The 17,269-nt window shown below is 59.7% G+C and carries 21 protein-coding genes and 1 pseudogene; 12 read left to right on the top strand and 10 right to left on the bottom strand.

Annotated features, from left to right (window positions below; genetic code table 11):
* Positions 1-7: 7 nt before the first annotated feature.
* Complete coding sequence (locus PSPTO_RS03885; protein ID WP_011103258.1) at positions 8-571, top strand: DUF4136 domain-containing protein; 564 nt, start codon at positions 8-10, stop codon at positions 569-571.
* Between the two features lie 129 nt (positions 572-700).
* Here the strand turns inward: PSPTO_RS03885 and PSPTO_RS03880 are convergent, their stop codons facing one another.
* From PSPTO_RS03880 to PSPTO_RS03870, 3 genes are read right to left on the bottom strand one after another with little or no spacing between them, the layout of a single operon-like run.
* Entirely contained in the window at positions 701-1,291 is a 591-nt protein-coding gene (locus PSPTO_RS03880) for an LON peptidase substrate-binding domain-containing protein (RefSeq protein ID WP_011103257.1), read from the bottom strand.
* 13 nt (positions 1,292-1,304) lie between these two features.
* Positions 1,305-2,021: an LrgB family protein gene (locus PSPTO_RS03875; protein WP_005770108.1), complete on the bottom strand. Its 717-nt coding sequence runs from the start codon at positions 2,019-2,021 to the stop codon at positions 1,305-1,307.
* Positions 2,018-2,380 (bottom strand): CidA/LrgA family protein, encoded by a 363-nt coding sequence (locus PSPTO_RS03870; RefSeq protein ID WP_005770109.1) that lies wholly within the window; start codon positions 2,378-2,380, stop codon positions 2,018-2,020. Before PSPTO_RS03870 ends, PSPTO_RS03875 begins: the two co-directional genes overlap by 4 nt.
* Before the next feature lie 197 nt (positions 2,381-2,577).
* Here PSPTO_RS03870 and PSPTO_RS03865 point away from each other — a divergent pair, with 197 nt between their 5' ends.
* From PSPTO_RS03865 to PSPTO_RS03855, 3 genes are all read left to right on the top strand, one after another.
* A complete protein-coding gene (locus tag PSPTO_RS03865) occupies positions 2,578-3,033 on the top strand; it encodes a MaoC family dehydratase (RefSeq protein WP_005770111.1) in 456 nt (151 codons plus the stop codon).
* Positions 3,034-3,173: 140 nt separating this feature from the next.
* Positions 3,174-4,901, top strand: a complete 1,728-nt coding sequence (locus PSPTO_RS03860; RefSeq protein WP_005770114.1) for a C13 family peptidase — start codon at positions 3,174-3,176, stop codon at positions 4,899-4,901.
* 27 nt (positions 4,902-4,928) lie between these two features.
* Complete coding sequence (locus tag PSPTO_RS03855) at positions 4,929-5,570, top strand: oxidoreductase (protein ID WP_005770116.1); 642 nt, start codon at positions 4,929-4,931, stop codon at positions 5,568-5,570.
* Between the two features lie 38 nt (positions 5,571-5,608).
* On the opposite strand, the gene PSPTO_RS03850 is transcribed toward PSPTO_RS03855, so the two are convergent.
* The 4 genes and pseudogenes from PSPTO_RS03850 to PSPTO_RS30625 all read right to left on the bottom strand — a co-directional run bounded on the left by PSPTO_RS03850 (position 5,609) and on the right by PSPTO_RS30625 (position 8,088).
* Positions 5,609-5,893, bottom strand: a complete 285-nt coding sequence (locus tag PSPTO_RS03850) for a YceK/YidQ family lipoprotein (protein ID WP_005770118.1) — start codon at positions 5,891-5,893, stop codon at positions 5,609-5,611.
* Positions 5,886-6,515, bottom strand: coding sequence for a flavin prenyltransferase UbiX (gene ubiX, locus PSPTO_RS03845; protein WP_003379089.1), 630 nt, complete (start codon positions 6,513-6,515; stop codon positions 5,886-5,888). Before ubiX ends, PSPTO_RS03850 begins: the two co-directional genes overlap by 8 nt.
* A complete protein-coding gene (mpl, locus tag PSPTO_RS03840) occupies positions 6,512-7,861 on the bottom strand; it encodes a UDP-N-acetylmuramate:L-alanyl-gamma-D-glutamyl-meso-diaminopimelate ligase (RefSeq protein WP_005770120.1) in 1,350 nt (449 codons plus the stop codon). Before mpl ends, ubiX begins: the two co-directional genes overlap by 4 nt.
* A 28-nt stretch (positions 7,862-7,889) precedes the next feature.
* A pseudogene (locus tag PSPTO_RS30625) lies at positions 7,890-8,088 on the bottom strand (hypothetical protein).
* On the opposite strand from PSPTO_RS30625, the gene PSPTO_RS03835 reads away from it, so the two are divergent.
* From PSPTO_RS03835 to PSPTO_RS03800, 8 genes are all read left to right on the top strand, one after another.
* Positions 8,087-9,607 (top strand): acetaldehyde dehydrogenase ExaC, encoded by a 1,521-nt coding sequence (locus tag PSPTO_RS03835; RefSeq protein ID WP_011103256.1) that lies wholly within the window; start codon positions 8,087-8,089, stop codon positions 9,605-9,607. The pseudogene PSPTO_RS30625 and the gene PSPTO_RS03835 sit on opposite strands and share 2 nt — an antisense overlap.
* Before the next feature lie 295 nt (positions 9,608-9,902).
* Complete coding sequence (locus PSPTO_RS03830) at positions 9,903-11,297, top strand: ethanolamine ammonia-lyase subunit EutB (RefSeq protein WP_011103255.1); 1,395 nt, start codon at positions 9,903-9,905, stop codon at positions 11,295-11,297.
* Positions 11,294-12,157 carry an ethanolamine ammonia-lyase subunit EutC gene (eutC, locus tag PSPTO_RS03825; protein ID WP_005770129.1) on the top strand — a complete coding sequence of 288 codons (864 nt, stop codon included), beginning with the start codon at positions 11,294-11,296 and terminating at the stop codon, positions 12,155-12,157. Before PSPTO_RS03830 ends, eutC begins: the two co-directional genes overlap by 4 nt.
* A gap of 83 nt (positions 12,158-12,240) precedes the next feature.
* The gene (locus PSPTO_RS03820; RefSeq protein WP_024667238.1) at positions 12,241-12,699 is read left to right on the top strand and encodes a GNAT family N-acetyltransferase; all 459 of its coding nucleotides are present in this window, start codon (positions 12,241-12,243) and stop codon (positions 12,697-12,699) included.
* A 192-nt stretch (positions 12,700-12,891) separates the two neighbouring features.
* A complete protein-coding gene (locus PSPTO_RS03815; protein ID WP_005770132.1) occupies positions 12,892-13,539 on the top strand; it encodes a DedA family protein in 648 nt (215 codons plus the stop codon).
* Between the two features lie 3 nt (positions 13,540-13,542).
* Entirely contained in the window at positions 13,543-14,352 is an 810-nt protein-coding gene (locus tag PSPTO_RS03810; protein WP_011103253.1) for a zinc-dependent peptidase, read from the top strand.
* A gap of 110 nt (positions 14,353-14,462) precedes the next feature.
* The gene (ppa, locus tag PSPTO_RS03805) at positions 14,463-14,990 is read left to right on the top strand and encodes an inorganic diphosphatase (protein WP_005614429.1); all 528 of its coding nucleotides are present in this window, start codon (positions 14,463-14,465) and stop codon (positions 14,988-14,990) included.
* Between the two features lie 358 nt (positions 14,991-15,348).
* Positions 15,349-16,080: a LexA family transcriptional regulator gene (locus tag PSPTO_RS03800; RefSeq protein WP_005770134.1), complete on the top strand. Its 732-nt coding sequence runs from the start codon at positions 15,349-15,351 to the stop codon at positions 16,078-16,080.
* A gap of 295 nt (positions 16,081-16,375) precedes the next feature.
* Here the strand turns inward: PSPTO_RS03800 and PSPTO_RS03795 are convergent, their stop codons facing one another.
* The 3 genes from PSPTO_RS03795 to PSPTO_RS03790 are packed head-to-tail and all read right to left on the bottom strand — an operon-like array spanning position 16,376 to position 17,202.
* Positions 16,376-16,657: a helix-turn-helix domain-containing protein gene (locus PSPTO_RS03795; protein WP_010201208.1), complete on the bottom strand. Its 282-nt coding sequence runs from the start codon at positions 16,655-16,657 to the stop codon at positions 16,376-16,378.
* Positions 16,647-16,823 (bottom strand): hypothetical protein, encoded by a 177-nt coding sequence (locus tag PSPTO_RS29840; protein WP_010201210.1) that lies wholly within the window; start codon positions 16,821-16,823, stop codon positions 16,647-16,649. Before PSPTO_RS29840 ends, PSPTO_RS03795 begins: the two co-directional genes overlap by 11 nt.
* Positions 16,804-17,202: a hypothetical protein gene (locus tag PSPTO_RS03790; protein WP_011103252.1), complete on the bottom strand. Its 399-nt coding sequence runs from the start codon at positions 17,200-17,202 to the stop codon at positions 16,804-16,806. Before PSPTO_RS03790 ends, PSPTO_RS29840 begins: the two co-directional genes overlap by 20 nt.
* Positions 17,203-17,269: the final 67 nt, after the last annotated feature.

The raw sequence follows: 17,269 nt of genomic DNA, 5'->3' as shown, positions 1-17,269 counted from the left end.
AACTGCCATGTTCCGCCGTATCGCCCTGCTGTCCTGTGCCCTGCTGCTGGCCGCCTGCCAGAGCAACTCGATCAACCGCGATTTCGATGCCAAGCGCGATTTCGCCGGCTATCGAAGCTGGAGCTGGAAAGAGCCCGGCGTGCAGTACCAGCCGGATGATCCACGGCTCAGGAGTGACCTGACCGAGCAACGCATTCGCCAGTCGATCGGCGAACAACTGGACCAGCGCGGCTTGCGCATGGCCGCGGGCGGTGCGCGTGCGGACTTGAACGTGCAGGCCTGGCTGATCGTCGAAAATCGCCAGCAGACGGTTAGCACCAACTACGGCGGCGGATGGAGCCCGTGGGGCGGCTATGGTTACTGGAGCGGGCCGATGAATACTGAAACCCGCAGTGTTGACTACAAGGTCAGCACCCTGCAGATCGACCTGTTTGACGGCAAGGACGGCAAACTGGTCTGGCGCGGCAGCACCGAGCGCATCCTCAACGACAATGCCGGCAACCCCGCTGAACGCGACCAGGCCATGCGCAGCACCGTTGCGAAAATCCTGGAGCAGTACCCGCCGCGCTGATTGAGCCTGGCCGTGATGTGGCAGCACTGACTATCGTGCCAGTGCTCCGCGGTGGCATGCATTGAGTGACGCTCCGCGTCACAGATGTTCAGTCGTGCACAATGAATGGCGTAAAGCAGAATCCCGTGCTCAAGCCTGCATATCGCCCTGCATACCATCGAGCAATTCCTGAATCGCGTCGAGGCGTTCTTCAGGGTCGTCGATTTCCAGCAGTTCGACTTTGTCTTTCTCGGTAAATGGCAGCAAATAGGCCAACTGGTTGGACAGCGAATACTGCCCCTCGGCGGACACGCCCATGTTCAAGGAGGCGACCATCGGGTGTTCGGCCAGGGCTTCCAGCAGCGCAACGAGGTCGGCGTCTTCTTCCTGTAACGGCCGTTCCTCAGGCTCTTGCAGCCATTCAACCTCGGCCACCAGCAGTTGATCGCGCTGGACCTCGGTTGCAATAACGCGGAAGCGGCGCCCACCCACAACACGAATGCCCAGCAAACCGTTGTCCTGCTGCTGAAAATCCTCGACCAGCGCTTCACAGCCGATTCGCGAGTAGCCGTCCGGCACGATGCCGACCTCACTGCCCTGGGTGATGCACACCACGCCAAACCCTTCGCCCTGCTTCATGCAGCGGCCAATCATGTCCAGATACCGGGCTTCAAACAGTTGCAGATCAAGCACACAACCCGGAAACAGCACAGCGTTCAGTGGAAACAAAGGCAACGTCATAGAAAAGCCTCCTTTAAATGGCCAGCGACATTGCCAGCGGCAGAAACAGTGCCGTTGCAACGCCCATCAGACTCATTGCCAACGCAGCAAAAGCCCCCGATTCCTCACCTTCTTGCAACGCCACGGACGTTCCCACCGCATGGGCGGTCAGGCCCAGGGCCATGCCCCGCGCCGCAGGATTGTCCACACCGGCCAGCGACAGCAGGCCCGGGCCGAAAATGGCACCGAATACACCTGTAATCAATACAAAAACCGCCGCCAGCGCCGCCACTCCGCCAATCTGCTCGGCGACCAGCATGGCGATGGGTGATGTCACCGACTTCGGTGCCATCGTCATCAAAATCATGTGATCGGCCCCAAACAGCACCCCGAGGCCCACGCACAGCCCGGTGGCAAATACTCCGCCGATCACCAGCGTAGTCAATACAGGCCAGAACAACTGCCGAATGCGCCGCATATTCAGATAAAGCGGCACGGCCAGCGCAACCGTCGCCGGCCCCAGCAGTGTGCTGAGAATCTCGGTGCTTTTGCGGTACTCGGTGTATTCCAGGTCGCAGACCAGTACCACGCCGATCACCACCACCATTGAAACCAGTACCGGCTGGAGAAACAGCCAGCGGGTTTTTTCGTAAGCGGCCATCGCCATCTGATAGGCACCGAGCGTGACCGCGATGCCGAAAAGCGGGTGATGAATCACCGACATCCATGCGCCGTGCCAGTCCAGAGTCATGACAACTCCTGGCGGCGAGCCTGACGCCTGACGAGCTTCTGCATCAGCCAGCCGACGAAGGTCAGGGAAATCATCAGCGACAGGGTCAGGGTGCCAAAGATCGCCCAGAAGTCCTGGGCAATGGCCGACGCATACACCATCACGCCGACGGCGGGCGGCACCAGTAACAGTGGCAGATAGCGCAACAGGCTGCTGGCGGCCACGCTGATTGGCTCGCTGACTTCACCGCGCAGCATCAGGTAAGCCATCAGCAGCACCAGGCCAATGATCGGCCCCGGCAATATCGATAGAAACAGATGGTTGAGCGCCGTGCCCAACAATTGGAACAGCACCAGCCATGTCAAACCCCGTAACAACATGAGGACTCCAGCAAATAAACGAATCCGGCGAATTCACCGCGCCATTATAAACACGCCGCGCCAGAGACTATGCGTGGGTATTCGCATCCATGCAGTCGCTTGACCAACCGGCAACCGTCTGCTGATCTTGAGGTTCGCCTGGCGGGGAAAGCCGCTGCGGCCAATGCTGCAAAACCAGACCTGACAAGGAGCGCGACATGCCTTTTGTACCTGTTACAGAGCTCAAGGACTACATTGGCAAGGAACCGGGATGTTCCGACTGGCTGTTAATTGACCAGGAACGCATCAACCTGTTCGCCGAAGCCACGGGTGATCATCAATTCATTCACATCGACCCGGTCAAAGCGGCGCAAACCCCGTTTGGCGCGACCATCGCCCACGGTTTTCTGTCGTTATCGCTGATCCCCAAGCTCATGGAAGGCATCATGGTGCTGCCCGAAGGGCTGAAGATGGCGGTGAACTATGGCATGGACAGCGTGCGTTTCGTGCAGCCGGTGGTGGTCAACTCGCGCGTGCGCCTCAAGGTCGAGTTGACGGAAGTAACCGAGAAGAAACCGGGCCAGTGGTTGCTCAAGGCAACCGCCACGCTTGAGATCGAAGGCCAGGCAAAACCCGCTTTTGTGGCCGAACCCCTGACCTTGTGTTTCGTGTAACACGTTTAAAACATGAAACAGTCGTAACAGACTGTTTCATCCCGCTTACTCGCTGCGGCATACTCCCCTGCAGTCGTGACCCATAACATCTGCTCAAGCAGAGCCGGGCTCGCCACTGAATCACTCTTCCGGGATCTCACATGCGCGCGCTTGCTCCATTGGCTTTGACACTCTTGATCGCAGGCTGCGGTGATGGCGAATCACTTTTGCCGCCAGACGGCCGCCTGCCCGATGGCGGACGCTACCGTGGCGACGTGGTCAACGGACTGTTGCAAGGCGAGGGGCGGATCGACTACCCCAACGGCAGGTGGTACGCCGGCCAGTTTGTAAACGGGCTGTGGCAAGGTCAGGGGGAATGGCACGCCAGCAATGGCGACGTCTATAAAGGCAGCTTCGAGCAGGGCCTGTATCAAGGCCAGGGTCGACTGACCACGCGCAATGGCGCGAGTTATGTCGGCAATTTCAAACTCGGTCTGCGTGACGGCGAAGGGACGCAAAAAGACAAGGGCGTGCTTTACCGTGGCCAGTTCAAGGCAGACCAGTACGACGGCCCCGGACGTCTGGAACTGGAAGACGGCAGCCAGCACCAGGGCATGTTCGCCAAAGGTAAGGCCAATGGTGAAGGCTCGCGCAGTGATGCCAGCGGCAATCAATACAGCGGTAACTTCGTCGACGGCCAGTTGCAGGGCACCGGCAGCTTCACCAGCGCGGAAGGCGACCAATATGTCGGCAATTTCCGCAACAGCCAGCTGGACGGCCAGGGCCGCTACGAAAACAGCGACGGCGACGTCTGGAGCGGTGAGTTCAAGGAAGGCGCACTGACCGGCAAAGGCGAGCTGATCGGCTCGGACGGCAGCCGCTATCAGGGCGACTTCGATAACTGGCGCTTCATGGGCCAGGGTCAGTTGCAACTGGCTGATGGCAGTCGTTACGTCGGCCAGTTCGCCGATGACACCTATCAGGGCAACGGCGTACTGACCGCCCCGGATGGCAAGGAACAGCGCGGCATCTGGGCCAATGGTCAGCGGGTACGTGACGCCAAGGGCAAATTGCTGCCCGACGTGCTTGAAGCCGGGTTGCTTGCGCAGGGCACTTTGCTGGACAAGGCGCTCGCCGCCGTGCCTGCATCGACACCGGCTACCGAACTGTACACGCTGGTGGTGGCCGGCGACGGCAAGCAGAGCGTGTTCATGCGCGAAGCGGACTACGTCAGCAATTTGCTGAAATCGCGTTTTGGCGCCATTGGCCAGGTCGGCCTGGTCAATCATCGCGATCACATGGATGACCGGCCGATGGCCACCCGCGAAACCATCACCCGCGCAGTGCAGACCCTTGCACAGCGCACCGGCCCGGAAGACCTGGTGTTCATTTACCTGACCAGCCACGGCACCCAGGACCATGAACTGGTACTCGACCAACCGCGCCTGTCGCTGGCTGATCTGCCTGCTGACGCGCTGGCTGCCGCCCTCGCCCCGCTGAAAAATCGCGATAAGGTCGTGGTCATTTCGGCCTGTTATTCCGGCGGCTTCATTCCGGACCTCAAGGACGAGCGCACCCTGGTCATGACCGCCTCCCGCGCCGACCGGGTGTCCTTCGGTTGCTCGGAAGAAGCCGACTTCACTTATTTTGGCGATGCACTATTTGCCAAGGCATTGGTCGAAACCGATGACCTGCAACAAGCATTCAATGAAGCAAAAGCCTATGTCGCCCAACGTGAGACCGAAGACAATTTCGAAGCCTCCGAGCCGCAGATATGGGCACCAAAAGGAGTTCTGGCGCGCTGGCAGCAATTGCGCAAAAGCCAGGCCGAACGCGCTTTGAATACGGCGTTGAACCGCACGGAAGCGAAGACCTCGACTAGCCGCTAGGCTTATCAGTACCAAGGGAGAACGGTAATGTATTTGACGCCGCAACATATTCTGCTCGCCGGGGCCACCGGCCTTACCGGTGAGCATTTGCTTGATCGCCTGCTTAACGAGCCGACTGTCAGCCGAGTATTGGCACCGACGCGCAGGCCACTGGCGGAACACCCTCACCTGGAAAACCCGGTCGGCGAACTGACCACCTTGCTGCCCTTGCTGGGTGGCCGTGTGGACATCGCCTTCTGCTGCCTTGGCACCACCATCAAACAGGCCGGCTCGCAGGATGCTTTCAAGGCGGTCGATCTGGACCTGGTGCTGGCGTTCGCCACTCGCGCCCTTGAGCTGGGTGCGCGTCATTTGCTGGTGATCAGTGCAATTGGTGCTGACCCGAAATCGAGCACGTTCTACAACCGCATCAAAGGCGAGATGGAACAGGCCCTGCGCGCGCAAGACTGGCCGCAACTGACCATCGCCCGCCCGTCACTGCTGGTGGGCAGCCGTACAGAAACCCGCTGGGTCGAACAACTGGCCGCGCCTATTGCCAAGCTGCTCCCCGGCAAATACGGCGCAATCGAAGCCTGCCAACTCGCCCGCGCCATGTGGCGCCTGGCGCTGGAAGAGCAGAATGGTGTGCGGATTGTCGAGTCGGATGAGCTGCGTAAGCTGGGGAAATAGAGCGTTGCCACGATAGTCGTCTTATGACGATCAATCCCCTAAAGCCCGCCTGTCGCCCGAACGCCCACCCCAGCCGCCGTCAGCAACGACAGCGGCAAAAGCAAGGTGTCGAGCAGCGCGCTGCCTGGCAGGTCCAGGCCCGGATAGCCTGGTGCTTCTGCACCGAACCGGTCCGCGGCGCAGCAACCGCCCTGTAATGCATACAGGTTCAGCCGTGTGCCGGCATACACCACGGGCGCGCCAGGCTTGGCGGCATCGAGCGTGCGTGCAGTGGCGCAACCGGTCAGTGCCAGCGCAACTGATATCAATATCAGCTTATTCATCGCCGCCCACATGATGCTCACCCCAACGCGGCAGCATGTCCTGAGGGATGTTCAGCAGGTTGAGGATCCGCGCGACGATAAAGTCCACGAGGTCGTCAATGGTCTGCGGCTGGTGATAAAAGCCGGGAGACGCTGGCAGAATCACCGCGCCCATGTTCGACAGCTTGAGCATGTGCTCCAGATGAATGCTGGAATACGGTGCCTCGCGGGGCACCAGGATCAACTGCCGACGCTCTTTCAAGGTGACGTCGGCGGCGCGCTCGATCAGATTGTTACAGGCACCAGTCGCAATCGCCGACAACGAACCGGTGGAACACGGCACCACCACCATCGCACTGGGCGCACCAGAGCCCGAGGCCACCGGCGACATCCAGTCGTCGCGGCCGTAGACGCGAATCTGCCCGGCCGACGCGCCGGTGTATTCGGTCAGGAAGGCCTGCATCATCATCGCCTTGGGCGGCAGGCGCACGTCGGTCTCGGTGGCCATCACCAGTTGCGCAGCCTTGGAGATAAGGAAGTGCACTTCACGGTCCTCACGCACCAGACAATCCAGCAAACGCAGGCCATATTGCGCACCTGACGCACCGGTCATCGCAACTGTGACGCGCTCCGGGCCGCTCATTGCAACGCCTCCGCGAGCTTGCCATGCAGGCCGCCAAAACCGCCGTTACTCATGATGACAATGTGCGTACCGGGCTGCGCCTGGCTTTTGACCTGGGCGATGATTGCCTCAAGGGAATCACAGACCAACGCAGGCACAGTGCCTCCGGCGACTGTTGCAGCCAGGTCCCAACCCAGATTGGGTGGCGCGTACCAGACCACCTGATCAGCCTGCTGCACACTTTCCGGCAGACCGTCGCGGTGCGCGCCCAGCTTCATGGAGTTGGAACGCGGCTCGATCACGGCAATGATCGGTGCATCACCAACCTTTTTGCGCAGGCCATCCAGCGTGGTGGCAATCGCGGTCGGGTGATGAGCGAAGTCGTCATAAATAGTGATGCCGTGCACGTCGGCGACCTTTTCCATACGGCGCTTGACGCTTTTGAACGCGCTCAATGCCTGCACGCCCAGCAGCGGAACAACACCGACGTGACGGGCTGCAGCGAGGGTCGCCAGCGCATTGGCGACGTTGTGCAGGCCAGTCATGTCCCATTCGACCGCGCCCTGCAGCTCGCCCTCGAACAGCACTTCAAAACGCGAACCGTCTTCACTCAACAACCGTGCCTGCCACTGACCGCCCTCGCCTGTGGTTTGCACCGGTGTCCAGCAGCCCATCTTGATGACGCGTGACAGCGCAGGCTCGGTGGTCGGATGAATCACCAGGCCTTCGCTCGGAATGGTGCGCACCAGATGGTGAAACTGGCGCTCGATGGCGGGCAGATCGGGGAAAATGTCGGCGTGATCGAACTCAAGGTTGTTGAGGATCGCAGTACGCGGGCGGTAATGAACGAACTTGGAGCGCTTGTCGAAGAAGGCACTGTCGTATTCGTCGGCTTCCACCACAAAGAACGGGGTTTCCCCCAGGCGCGCCGACACCGCGAAATTCTGCGGGATACCGCCGATCAGAAAGCCAGGGCTCATGCCCGCGTGCTCCAACACCCAGGCCAGCATGCTGCTGGTGGTGGTCTTGCCGTGCGTGCCGGCTACCGCCAGTACCCAGCGACCCTGCAACACGTGGTCTGCCAGCCATTGCGGGCCAGACACATATGGCAAACCTTTATTCAGGACATATTCAACCGACGGATTGCCACGCGACAGTGCGTTGCCGACCACCACCAGATCCGGCGCCGGAACCAGCTGCACAGGGTCGTAACCCTGAGTCAGCTCGATACCCTGGGCCTGGAGCTGGGTACTCATCGGCGGGTAGACGTTGGCGTCGGAGCCGGTGACCCGATGCCCCAACTCTTTGGCGAGTACCGCCAGCGAACCCATGAACGTGCCGCAGATACCAAGGATATGAATGTGCATGACCAACCTCTCAGAACATCCACGCAGGTTAACGTAGGGGCGGTGAAATGGCACCCTGAGTTTGTACGCTGCATTGCGTGCACGGGGCATTTCAATGCGCGGCAGATAAGCCTAAAGTCCTGATCACGGCCGGTTGCAAATAGCCTAATCTTGAATGCTTGCTGCCCACTACCCGACTGCAGAATCGACACAGACTCCCTCACAACAAGAACCAGGAGACATACCATGCGTTACGCTCATCCCGGTACCGAAGGCGCTATCGTCAACTTCAAGGAACGCTACGGTAACTACATTGGCGGCGAGTTCGTCGCTCCGGTCAAAGGTCAGTATTTCACCAACACCTCGCCCGTCAACGGCAAGCCCATCGCCGAATTCCCGCGCTCCACCGCCGAAGACATCGACAAGGCACTCGACGCTGCCCACGCAGCCGCCGCAGCCTGGGGCTCGACCTCGGTGCAGGCGCGCTCGCTGGTGCTGCTGAAAATCGCCGATCGTATCGAAGCCAATCTGGAAGTCCTGGCCATCACCGAGACCTGGGACAACGGCAAGGCGATTCGCGAAACCCTCAACGCTGACATCCCGCTGGCCGCTGACCACTTCCGCTACTTCGCTGGCGTGCTGCGCGCCCAGGAAGGCAGCGCCGCCGAGATCGACGGCAACACCGTGGCGTATCACATTCACGAGCCGCTGGGCGTGGTCGGGCAGATCATCCCGTGGAACTTCCCGATCCTGATGGCCGCCTGGAAACTCGCCCCCGCACTGGCTGCCGGTAACTGCATCGTACTCAAACCTGCCGAGCAGACCCCACTGGGCATCAGCGTGCTGATCGAACTGATCGGCGACCTGTTGCCTGCGGGCGTGCTGAACATCGTCCAGGGTTATGGCCGCGAAGCCGGCGAAGCGCTGGCCAGCAGCAAGCGCATTGCCAAGATTGCCTTTACCGGCTCGACGCCGGTGGGCTCGCACATCATGAAGCTGGCGGCAGACAACATCATTCCATCCACCGTTGAGCTGGGCGGCAAGTCGCCGAACATCTTCTTTGAAGACATCATGAGCGCCGAGCCGGAATTCATCGACAAAGCTGCCGAAGGCCTGGTGCTGGCGTTTTTTAATCAGGGCGAAGTCTGTACCTGCCCGTCGCGCGCGCTGGTGCAGGAGTCGATCTATCCACAGTTCATGGAGGCAGTGCTGCGCAAGGTCGAAAAAATCAAGCGTGGTGACCCTCTGGACACTGACACCATGGTCGGCGCTCAGGCCTCCGAGCAACAATTCGACAAGATTCTCTCGTACCTGGAAATCGCCAAGGGCGAAGGCGCCGAGCTGCTGACAGGCGGCAAGGTCGAGAAGCTGGAAGGCGATCTTTCGACGGGCTATTACATCCAGCCGACGCTGCTCAAAGGCAACAACAAGATGCGCGTCTTCCAGGAAGAAATCTTCGGCCCGGTGGTCAGCGTCACGACCTTCAAGGACGAAGCGCAAGCCGTGGCGATTGCCAATGACACCGAGTTCGGCCTGGGCGCAGGCCTGTGGACTCGCGACATCAACCGCGCCTACCGCGTAGGCCGGGCAATCAAGGCCGGGCGCGTCTGGACCAACTGCTACCACCTGTACCCGGCACACGCCGCATTCGGTGGCTACAAGAAATCCGGCGTCGGCCGCGAAACCCACAAAATTGCCCTTGAGCACTACCAACAGACCAAAAACCTGCTGGTGAGCTACGACACTAACCCGCTGGGTTTTTTCTAGGCCGGTTGATTGCCCGATTATCGTTACCACGCTCCAGCGTGGTAACGCCGCACTGGACGCTCTGCGCGATCAATCACACCACGCACCAACCCTGTGCATCACGCCCCGGCTTAACGCTGCGGCGTGATGCATCCTGCCCCTGACTAATCCGCTTACGCCTGCAAACTCGCACTCCCGGCCGGGATGGAGTATTAATTGCTTGCATCGCTTCCCACAGTCGTTTGAACCGGGACGTCACCGGTTCAACCGAAAGACTACGTCCAACGCGAACAGCGCGACGTCATGGAGAACCTGTATGGCGAGCTTTTCCCATTCTGTCGGTGCGCAGACGTACCGCTTCGACAGCCTCAAAGAAGTCATGGCCAAGGCCAGCCCCGCGCGTTCCGGTGATTATCTGGCCGAAGTCGCGGCGCAAAATGATGCCGAGCGGGTTGCCGCGCAAATGGCGCTGGCCAATATTCCCCTTAAGCATTTTCTTGAAGAAGCTCTGATCCCTTACGAACAGGACGAAGTCACCCGCCTGATCATCGACACCCACGACAAACTGACCTTCGCGCCGGTCAGCCACCTGACCGTCGGCGGTTTTCGTGACTGGTTGCTCAGCGATCAGGCCGACGAAACCAGCCTGCGCGCGCTGGCGCCGGGCCTGACGCCCGAGATGGCGGCTGCCGTTTCAAAAATCATGCGCGTGCAGGATCTGATCCTGGTGGCGCAGAAGATCCGCGTCGTCACCCGCTTTCGCAACACCATGGGCCTGCGTGGCCGGCTGTCTACCCGTTTGCAACCTAATCACCCGACTGACGACCCATCCGGGATTGCCGCCAGCGTGCTGGACGGCCTGCTGTACGGCAACGGCGATGCCATGATCGGCATCAACCCGGCTACCGACAGCACCTCAAGCATCGTCGCGCTGCTGGAGATGCTCGACGCCATCATCCAGCGCTATGACATCCCGACCCAGTCCTGCGTGCTGACCCACGTCACCACCTCCATCGAGGTGATCAACCGTGGCGTGCCGGTCGATCTGGTCTTCCAGTCGATCACCGGTACGGAAGCCGCCAACGCCAGCTTCGGCATCAACCTCAAGCTGCTGCAGGAAGGCTATGAAGCAGGGCTGAGCCTGAACCGCGGTACCCTCGGGCAAAACCTGATGTATTTCGAGACCGGTCAGGGCAGCGCGCTCTCGGCCAACGCCCATCACGGCGTCGACCAACAGACCTGCGAAACCCGCGCCTACGCCGTCGCCCGGCATTTCAACCCGTTTCTGGTCAATACCGTGGTCGGTTTCATCGGCCCGGAGTACCTGTACAACGGCAAGCAGATCATTCGCGCCGGCCTGGAGGATCATTTCTGCGGCAAGTTGCTGGGCGTGCCGATGGGCTGCGACATCTGTTACACCAACCACGCCGAAGCCGATCAGGACGACATGGACACCCTGCTGACACTGCTGGGCGTCGCCGGCATCAATTTCATCATGGGCATCCCCGGCTCCGACGACATCATGCTCAACTACCAGACCACCTCGTTCCACGACGCGCTATACGCCCGCCAGAGCCTGGGCCTGCGTCCGGCACCGGAATACGAAGCCTGGCTGGAGAAAATGGGCATCTTCACTCAGACAGACGGCCGCGTTCGCTTCGGTGACAGCCTGCCGCCTGCCTTTCGTCAGGCACTGGCGCACCTCGCATGAGTGATCAGCCGATGAACGAAGTACAAGACAACGCCGCGCCCGCCAATCCGTGGCTGGAACTGCGCCGCCTGACGCCCGCTCGCATCGCGCTGGGGCGCACCGGCACAAGCCTGCCAACCTGCGCGCAGCTCGACTTTCAAGCAGCGCATGCCCAGGCGCGTGATGCTGTGCACCTGGCGTTCGATCATGCAGCGATCAGCGCGCAACTGGCCGAAAAAGGCCGGGAAACCATACTGCTGCACAGCGCTGCTGCCGACCGCGACAGTTACCTGCAACGCCCGGACCTGGGCCGTCGCCTGAATGACGAGTCTGCACAGACATTGCGCGATTACGCCGCAGCTCATCCGGGCGGGCTGGACCTGGCCGTGGTGGTGGCTGACGGGCTGTCGGCACTCGCCGTCCATCGCCACGCCGTGCCTTTCCTCACCCGCCTGGAAGAACAGGCCAGCGCCGAGGGCTGGACCCTGTCGCCAGTGCTGATGGTCGAGCAAGGCCGTGTGGCGGTGGCGGACGAAATCGGCGAGCTGCTCGGCGCGAAAATGGTGGTGATCCTGATCGGCGAACGGCCTGGCCTGAGCTCCCCTGACAGCCTGGGCCTGTATTTCACCTACGCGCCAAAAGTCGGACTGAACGACGCACATCGCAACTGCATATCCAACGTGCGGCTGGAGGGCCTGAGTTACGCAATGGCCGCCCATCGCCTGCTGTACCTGATGCGCGAAGCCTGCAAACGGCAGATTTCCGGGGTCAGCCTCAAGGACGAAGCACAATTGAATACCCTGGAGTCCGATGACTCTGCCGAAAATTCAGACAGGAAAATCGGCAATTTCCTGCTCGACGGCCCCGCAGTCCCACATTAGATTGTGCTTTCTAAAGCTGCCGGGCAGGATCGCGTAATCCTCCCGGCACACTGCATTAGCCCATAGGGAAGTTGAGGCCAACCATGCGGATCATCAAAGCGACTCTCGAACACCTGGACATACTCTGCCCGATGTTCATCAAATACCGCGAGTTCTACGGCCAAGCACCGTTCCCGGACTCTTCACGGGACTTTCTCGAAAAACGCCTGCGTCGTGACGAATCGGTGATCTACCTGGCGCTGGCCAATGATGACGAAAGCAGGTTGCTGGGTTTTTGCCAGCTCTATCCAAGCTACTCGTCGCTGTCGCTCAAGCGTGTATGGATTCTCAACGACATCTACGTTGCTGAAGACGCTCGCCGCCAACTGGTCGCCGATCATCTGATGAAACAAGCGAAGAAAATGGCCAAGCAAACCCATGCAGTCCGCCTGCGTGTGTCCACCAGCAGCAACAACGATGTGGCGCAGAAGGTCTACGAGTCTATTGGTTTCAAAGAAGACACGCAGTTCAAAAACTACGTGCTGCCGATCAGCTCAGACTGATCACCCGCCTGATCGAGCGCGGCAGCAGCGCCGCGTTCGGCTACGATAAGGCGCCCCGGTCGTCACTCGGTCAAGCCCGCCGCTTATTCCAAAAACCCCTTCTGCGCATTCTGCTTCTATAATGCCGCGCATACCGAAAAGTCGTTTCTTCCGCATGCGACCCCGGACAGGGTTCTCGCCTCAGGTGCTTCAATGGAATTCAACCCGCTCGACCTTATCCTGCATCTCGACGTCTATCTCGACCTGCTGGTGACCAACTACGGCACATGGGTCTACGCGATCCTGTTTCTGGTGATTTTCTGCGAGACCGGGCTGGTGATCATGCCTTTCCTGCCGGGCGATTCGCTGTTGTTCATCGCCGGGGCCGTGGCTGCCGGTGGCGGTATGGACCCGGTATTGCTGGCCGGGCTGCTGATGCTGGCGGCAATTCTCGGTGACAGCACCAACTACGTCATCGGTCGTACCGCCGGGGAAAAACTGTTCAGCAACCCCAACTCGCGCATCTTCCGCCGCGACTACCTGCTGCGCACCCAGGATTTCTACCAGCGCCACGGCGGCAAGACCGTCACGCTGGCGCGCTTTCTGCCGATCATCCGCACATTCGCGCCGTTCGTGGCCGGTGTCGGCCGAATGTCCTATCCGCGCTTCGTGGGGTTCAGCGTGCTGGGCTCGGTGCTGTGGGTCGGCAGTCTGGTCGCGCTGGGCTTCTTCTTCGGCAACGTGCCGTTCATCAAGCAAAACCTGACCCTGCTGGTGCTCGCCATCATCCTGATTTCGCTGGTGCCGATGGTCATTGGCGTGGTGCGCAGCCGCAGCGCCCCGCCGGTAGATGCACGCTAAACCATGTGGTCATTGCGCAATTGGCGCAGGCGACGAACCCTCGCCAGGCATCCGGTTGCTGAAGAACTGTGGCAGCAGGTGCGCAAGCGTCTGCCGATCCTCGATGGCTTAAGTACCGAGCAGGACGCACACCTGCGCGACGCCTGCGTGCTGTTTCTGAACGACAAACACCTGAGCGCGCTGCCGGGTGTAGAGCTGGACGACGAACAAAGGCTGTTTCTCGCCGCGCAAGCGCAATTGCCGCTGCTCAGCCTGGGCGAACTGAACTGGTATCAGGGCTTTCACGAGATCGTGCTGTACCCCGACGACTTCGTCAGCCCGCAGCGCCATCGCGATGCAAGTGGCGTGGAACATGAGTGGGATGGCGAACACAGCGGCGAGGCATGGCTGCAAGGCCCGGTGATTCTGGCCTGGCCGGGCGTGCTGAGCAGCGGCGACTGGGACGGCTACAACCTGGTCATCCACGAACTGGCGCACAAGCTCGACATGCTCAACGGCGACGCCAACGGCCTGCCACCGCTGCACAGCGACATGCGGGTGACCGACTGGGCCAGCGTCATGCAAAGCGCATTCGACGACCTCAACCGGCAGCTGGATCAGGACCCGGATGCACAAACCGTCATCGACCCCTATGCCGCACAAGACCCTGGCGAGTTTTTCGCCGTGACCAGCGAGTACTTCTTCAGCGCACCCGACCTGCTGCACGAAAGCTACCCGGCGGTCTACGCACAACTTCAGGCGTTCTACCGTCAGGACACCCTCGCGCGGCTAAATGCGTTGCGTCATCAGGACCCGGCTTATCGGGACCACTGACCGCTACCGAGGCCATGCGTAGCAACCAAAACAGAATATGCCTATAATCCGGACCACTTTAGGGCGGCTCGCGCCGCAATCTGTCTGTTCAACCAGGGGGGCAATGCCCAATGAGCTACAGCAAGATTCCGGCCGGTAAAGACCTGCCGAACGACATCTACGTCGCGATCGAAATCCCGGCCAACCATGCGCCGATCAAGTACGAAATCGACAAAGACACCGATTGCCTGTTCGTTGACCGTTTCATGGCCACCCCGATGTTCTACCCGGCCAACTACGGTTTCATCCCTAACACCCTGGCTGACGACGGCGACCCGCTGGACGTGCTGGTGGTCACCCCTTACCCGGTTACCCCAGGCTCGGTCATCCGCGCACGCCCGGTCGGCATTCTGCACATGACTGACGACGGCGGCGGCGATGCCAAAGTCATCGCAGTACCCCACGACAAGCTGTCCCAGCTGTATGTCGACGTGAAAGAGTACACCGACCTGCCAGCCCTGCTGCTTGAGCAGATCAAGCACTTCTTCGAGAACTACAAGGATCTCGAGAAAGGCAAATGGGTGAAGATCGAAGGTTGGGGCAACGCTGACGCTGCCCGTGCCGAGATCATGAAATCGGTAGAAGCGTTCAAAGGCTGATCATCGATTTCGCGTTTCCGGGCACCTGATGCCAGGGCCCGGAAACACGCTTTACCTCTCCTGCGCTGCGCCCTGCGCGTCAAATCTGCTCCCGACACACCCTCATACGTATTTTTCTGCAGACCGCACGTTTAAAAACGCGCTCGGCTTTTCACCTGCCCGTAAACAGTCCGTTAATGCCCGTATAGCCTGGGTAAACGCCAGATACGTCGTTTAGTCGAAAAAGCGTTATTACGGAATCTGCCTACACGCTATTCATTCCATCCGTAGTCCAGATAGCCACCACTCTCTTGGGATAACGTCGATCTCAACACCTCGTTCATTTAAACGCCCAAGCGACGCCCGTAGAATTTGCGCCATGAATACATCAGGCGATCGACTCCGCATCCTCCTTCGAGAGTGCCACCTCACCGCGACTGACTTTGCCGCCAACCGCAAAATCACGCCGCAACACGTCAATAACTGGTTCAAACGCGGCGTACCCATGGCGCGGATTGACGAGGTGGCTGAACTATTAACCGTCAACGCCCGTTGGCTGCGCAGCGGCGACGGGCCCAAACACCCCAATGAATCGGCCAATGAAAACACCGGTGACGACAAACGGATGGCCATCCAGCAAACAAGAAACGTACTGCGCGGCGACGTGGAAATTCAGATCTACATGGAAGTCGAATCCCCCCACGGCGTCGGTAAAACCGTGCTGTCCGAAGCCCCCGGACAAAAAATCCGCCTGCCCCTGCAAGTGTTGCAAACCATGGGCATCGACCCGAAAAATTGCATGTGCGTCGCCATGGTCGGCAACAGCATGGCCGACAAAATCCAGGACGGCTCGATCCTCGGCGTCGATCGAGAACTGACCCAAGTCATCGACGGCGAAATCTACGCCCTCGAACACGGCGGCATCCTGCGCGTGCGCTACCTCTACCGCCTCCCCAACGGCGGCCTGCGCCTGCGCAGCCACAACGACGCCGAATACCCGGACGAAGTATTCAGCGGCGAGGACATTGCCAGGGAAAAGATCCGGATTCTAGGATGGATATTCTGGTGGTCGACACTGAACAGCCGGCGCAATGCGATGCTGTTGTTGTGACGGGGTTCGGGAGGTATCCGGGCTGGGCATAAGTGGTGAGGTTTAGTATCCTGCGCACCATCCAGAGCACACGGCGCTGTTGAGCGGTGCGTTGCTTGAACGGGGCATATGATCCGTTTGCCCTGTTGTCTATTCGCGCTTCGTTGAGGGCGCATCTGTTGAAGGCGATTGCGGTTTATCAAAAATAGATAGGAATCGCCTACGAGAAGCCGGCCACAAGCCGGCTTTTTAATGTCCATCGCGGCTTAATGATTGACCCTGATGGCGTGTACCACAACAACCGACACTACCCGCATTAAATGCCTTGCAGGTCGCGAAGCGCCTCAGGATGCTGGCTGGCAACCCGCAGCAATGTCTGTGCCGCGCCGTTAGGCTGCCGACGACCCTGTTCCCAATCCTGAAGAGTACGCAAGCTGACACCCAAGAGTTGAGCAAACGCATTCTGGGAAACACCGGCTTTAGCTCGGGCCTCAGCAGCCGACAGCGTCACTTCTGTAGTGCGCGCGGCCTTGCCATTTTTCATTTGGCGTACTGAATCCAGCAAGTCCTTCTGAAACTGTTCCATTTCATTGTCCATGACTGATCTCATCTTTCAATTGACTCAGGAACGCGATCGGCAGATTGTCGAATTTCGCGTTGGTGTAAGCAATCAATAGCCAGATATAGCCTTCTGAAAGCGCGTTGTAGTAGATGACTCGCGTGCCGCCACGCTTGCCCATGCAGTCACAGGTCAACATGGTCATAACATGGAACCAAAGCTTCGGAAAAGCCGCACGTCAGACACTCAATCACTTCCCCCCCCAACCGCCGCCTCCGCGCATCCAGCGCTCGGCGCAGCGAAACATCCGCATATTCCATGAAAAGCCCCGCCAGACGATTCAGCGCAGCCTCTTCCTCTTCGCCGCCCACGACAGAATCAAAGCCCAGCGCTCGCTTGTTCTGGTCGGGCAGCTCTTCCCAACTGATCATGAGGTAGGCGTACATCGCGCTGACGATCTGGAGTTTGGTTGGATAATCAGGTGCCGTAGAGCATGCGACACACTGCTTGCATCGACTTCGCGTATGCGGCAACCCCAAATAACGATGTCTACGACTGAGCAACTGCGACTTTCTGGTTTTCATTTGGCCTCCTTGAGCGCGTGCGTGCATCCTTGAGAAAGCATTTTAAATGAAAAACCCATTTTGGGAT

Origin of the sequence: Pseudomonas syringae pv. tomato str. DC3000 (assembly GCF_000007805.1) — a bacterium.
Taxonomy (GTDB): Bacteria; Pseudomonadota; Gammaproteobacteria; order Pseudomonadales; family Pseudomonadaceae; genus Aquipseudomonas; species Aquipseudomonas avellanae.
The sequence above is the reverse complement of the archived record's forward strand: the minus strand, read 5'-3'. Positions and strand labels throughout refer to the sequence as shown.

Coding starts and splice junctions, on each gene's coding strand:
- PSPTO_RS03885 (WP_011103258.1), top strand. CDS start 8: ATGTTCCGCCGTATCGCCCTGCTGTCCTGTGCCCTGCTGCTGGCCGCC.
- PSPTO_RS03880 (WP_011103257.1), bottom strand. CDS start 1,291: ATGACGTTGCCTTTGTTTCCACTGAACGCTGTGCTGTTTCCGGGTTGT.
- PSPTO_RS03875 (WP_005770108.1), bottom strand. CDS start 2,021: ATGACTCTGGACTGGCACGGCGCATGGATGTCGGTGATTCATCACCCG.
- PSPTO_RS03870 (WP_005770109.1), bottom strand. CDS start 2,380: ATGTTGTTACGGGGTTTGACATGGCTGGTGCTGTTCCAATTGTTGGGC.
- PSPTO_RS03865 (WP_005770111.1), top strand. CDS start 2,578: ATGCCTTTTGTACCTGTTACAGAGCTCAAGGACTACATTGGCAAGGAA.
- PSPTO_RS03860 (WP_005770114.1), top strand. CDS start 3,174: ATGCGCGCGCTTGCTCCATTGGCTTTGACACTCTTGATCGCAGGCTGC.
- PSPTO_RS03855 (WP_005770116.1), top strand. CDS start 4,929: ATGTATTTGACGCCGCAACATATTCTGCTCGCCGGGGCCACCGGCCTT.
- PSPTO_RS03850 (WP_005770118.1), bottom strand. CDS start 5,893: ATGAATAAGCTGATATTGATATCAGTTGCGCTGGCACTGACCGGTTGC.
- ubiX (WP_003379089.1), bottom strand. CDS start 6,515: ATGAGCGGCCCGGAGCGCGTCACAGTTGCGATGACCGGTGCGTCAGGT.
- mpl (WP_005770120.1), bottom strand. CDS start 7,861: ATGCACATTCATATCCTTGGTATCTGCGGCACGTTCATGGGTTCGCTG.
- PSPTO_RS03835 (WP_011103256.1), top strand. CDS start 8,087: ATGCGTTACGCTCATCCCGGTACCGAAGGCGCTATCGTCAACTTCAAG.
- PSPTO_RS03830 (WP_011103255.1), top strand. CDS start 9,903: ATGGCGAGCTTTTCCCATTCTGTCGGTGCGCAGACGTACCGCTTCGAC.
- eutC (WP_005770129.1), top strand. CDS start 11,294: ATGAGTGATCAGCCGATGAACGAAGTACAAGACAACGCCGCGCCCGCC.
- PSPTO_RS03820 (WP_024667238.1), top strand. CDS start 12,241: ATGCGGATCATCAAAGCGACTCTCGAACACCTGGACATACTCTGCCCG.
- PSPTO_RS03815 (WP_005770132.1), top strand. CDS start 12,892: ATGGAATTCAACCCGCTCGACCTTATCCTGCATCTCGACGTCTATCTC.
- PSPTO_RS03810 (WP_011103253.1), top strand. CDS start 13,543: ATGTGGTCATTGCGCAATTGGCGCAGGCGACGAACCCTCGCCAGGCAT.
- ppa (WP_005614429.1), top strand. CDS start 14,463: ATGAGCTACAGCAAGATTCCGGCCGGTAAAGACCTGCCGAACGACATC.
- PSPTO_RS03800 (WP_005770134.1), top strand. CDS start 15,349: ATGAATACATCAGGCGATCGACTCCGCATCCTCCTTCGAGAGTGCCAC.
- PSPTO_RS03795 (WP_010201208.1), bottom strand. CDS start 16,657: ATGGACAATGAAATGGAACAGTTTCAGAAGGACTTGCTGGATTCAGTA.
- PSPTO_RS29840 (WP_010201210.1), bottom strand. CDS start 16,823: ATGACCATGTTGACCTGTGACTGCATGGGCAAGCGTGGCGGCACGCGA.
- PSPTO_RS03790 (WP_011103252.1), bottom strand. CDS start 17,202: ATGAAAACCAGAAAGTCGCAGTTGCTCAGTCGTAGACATCGTTATTTG.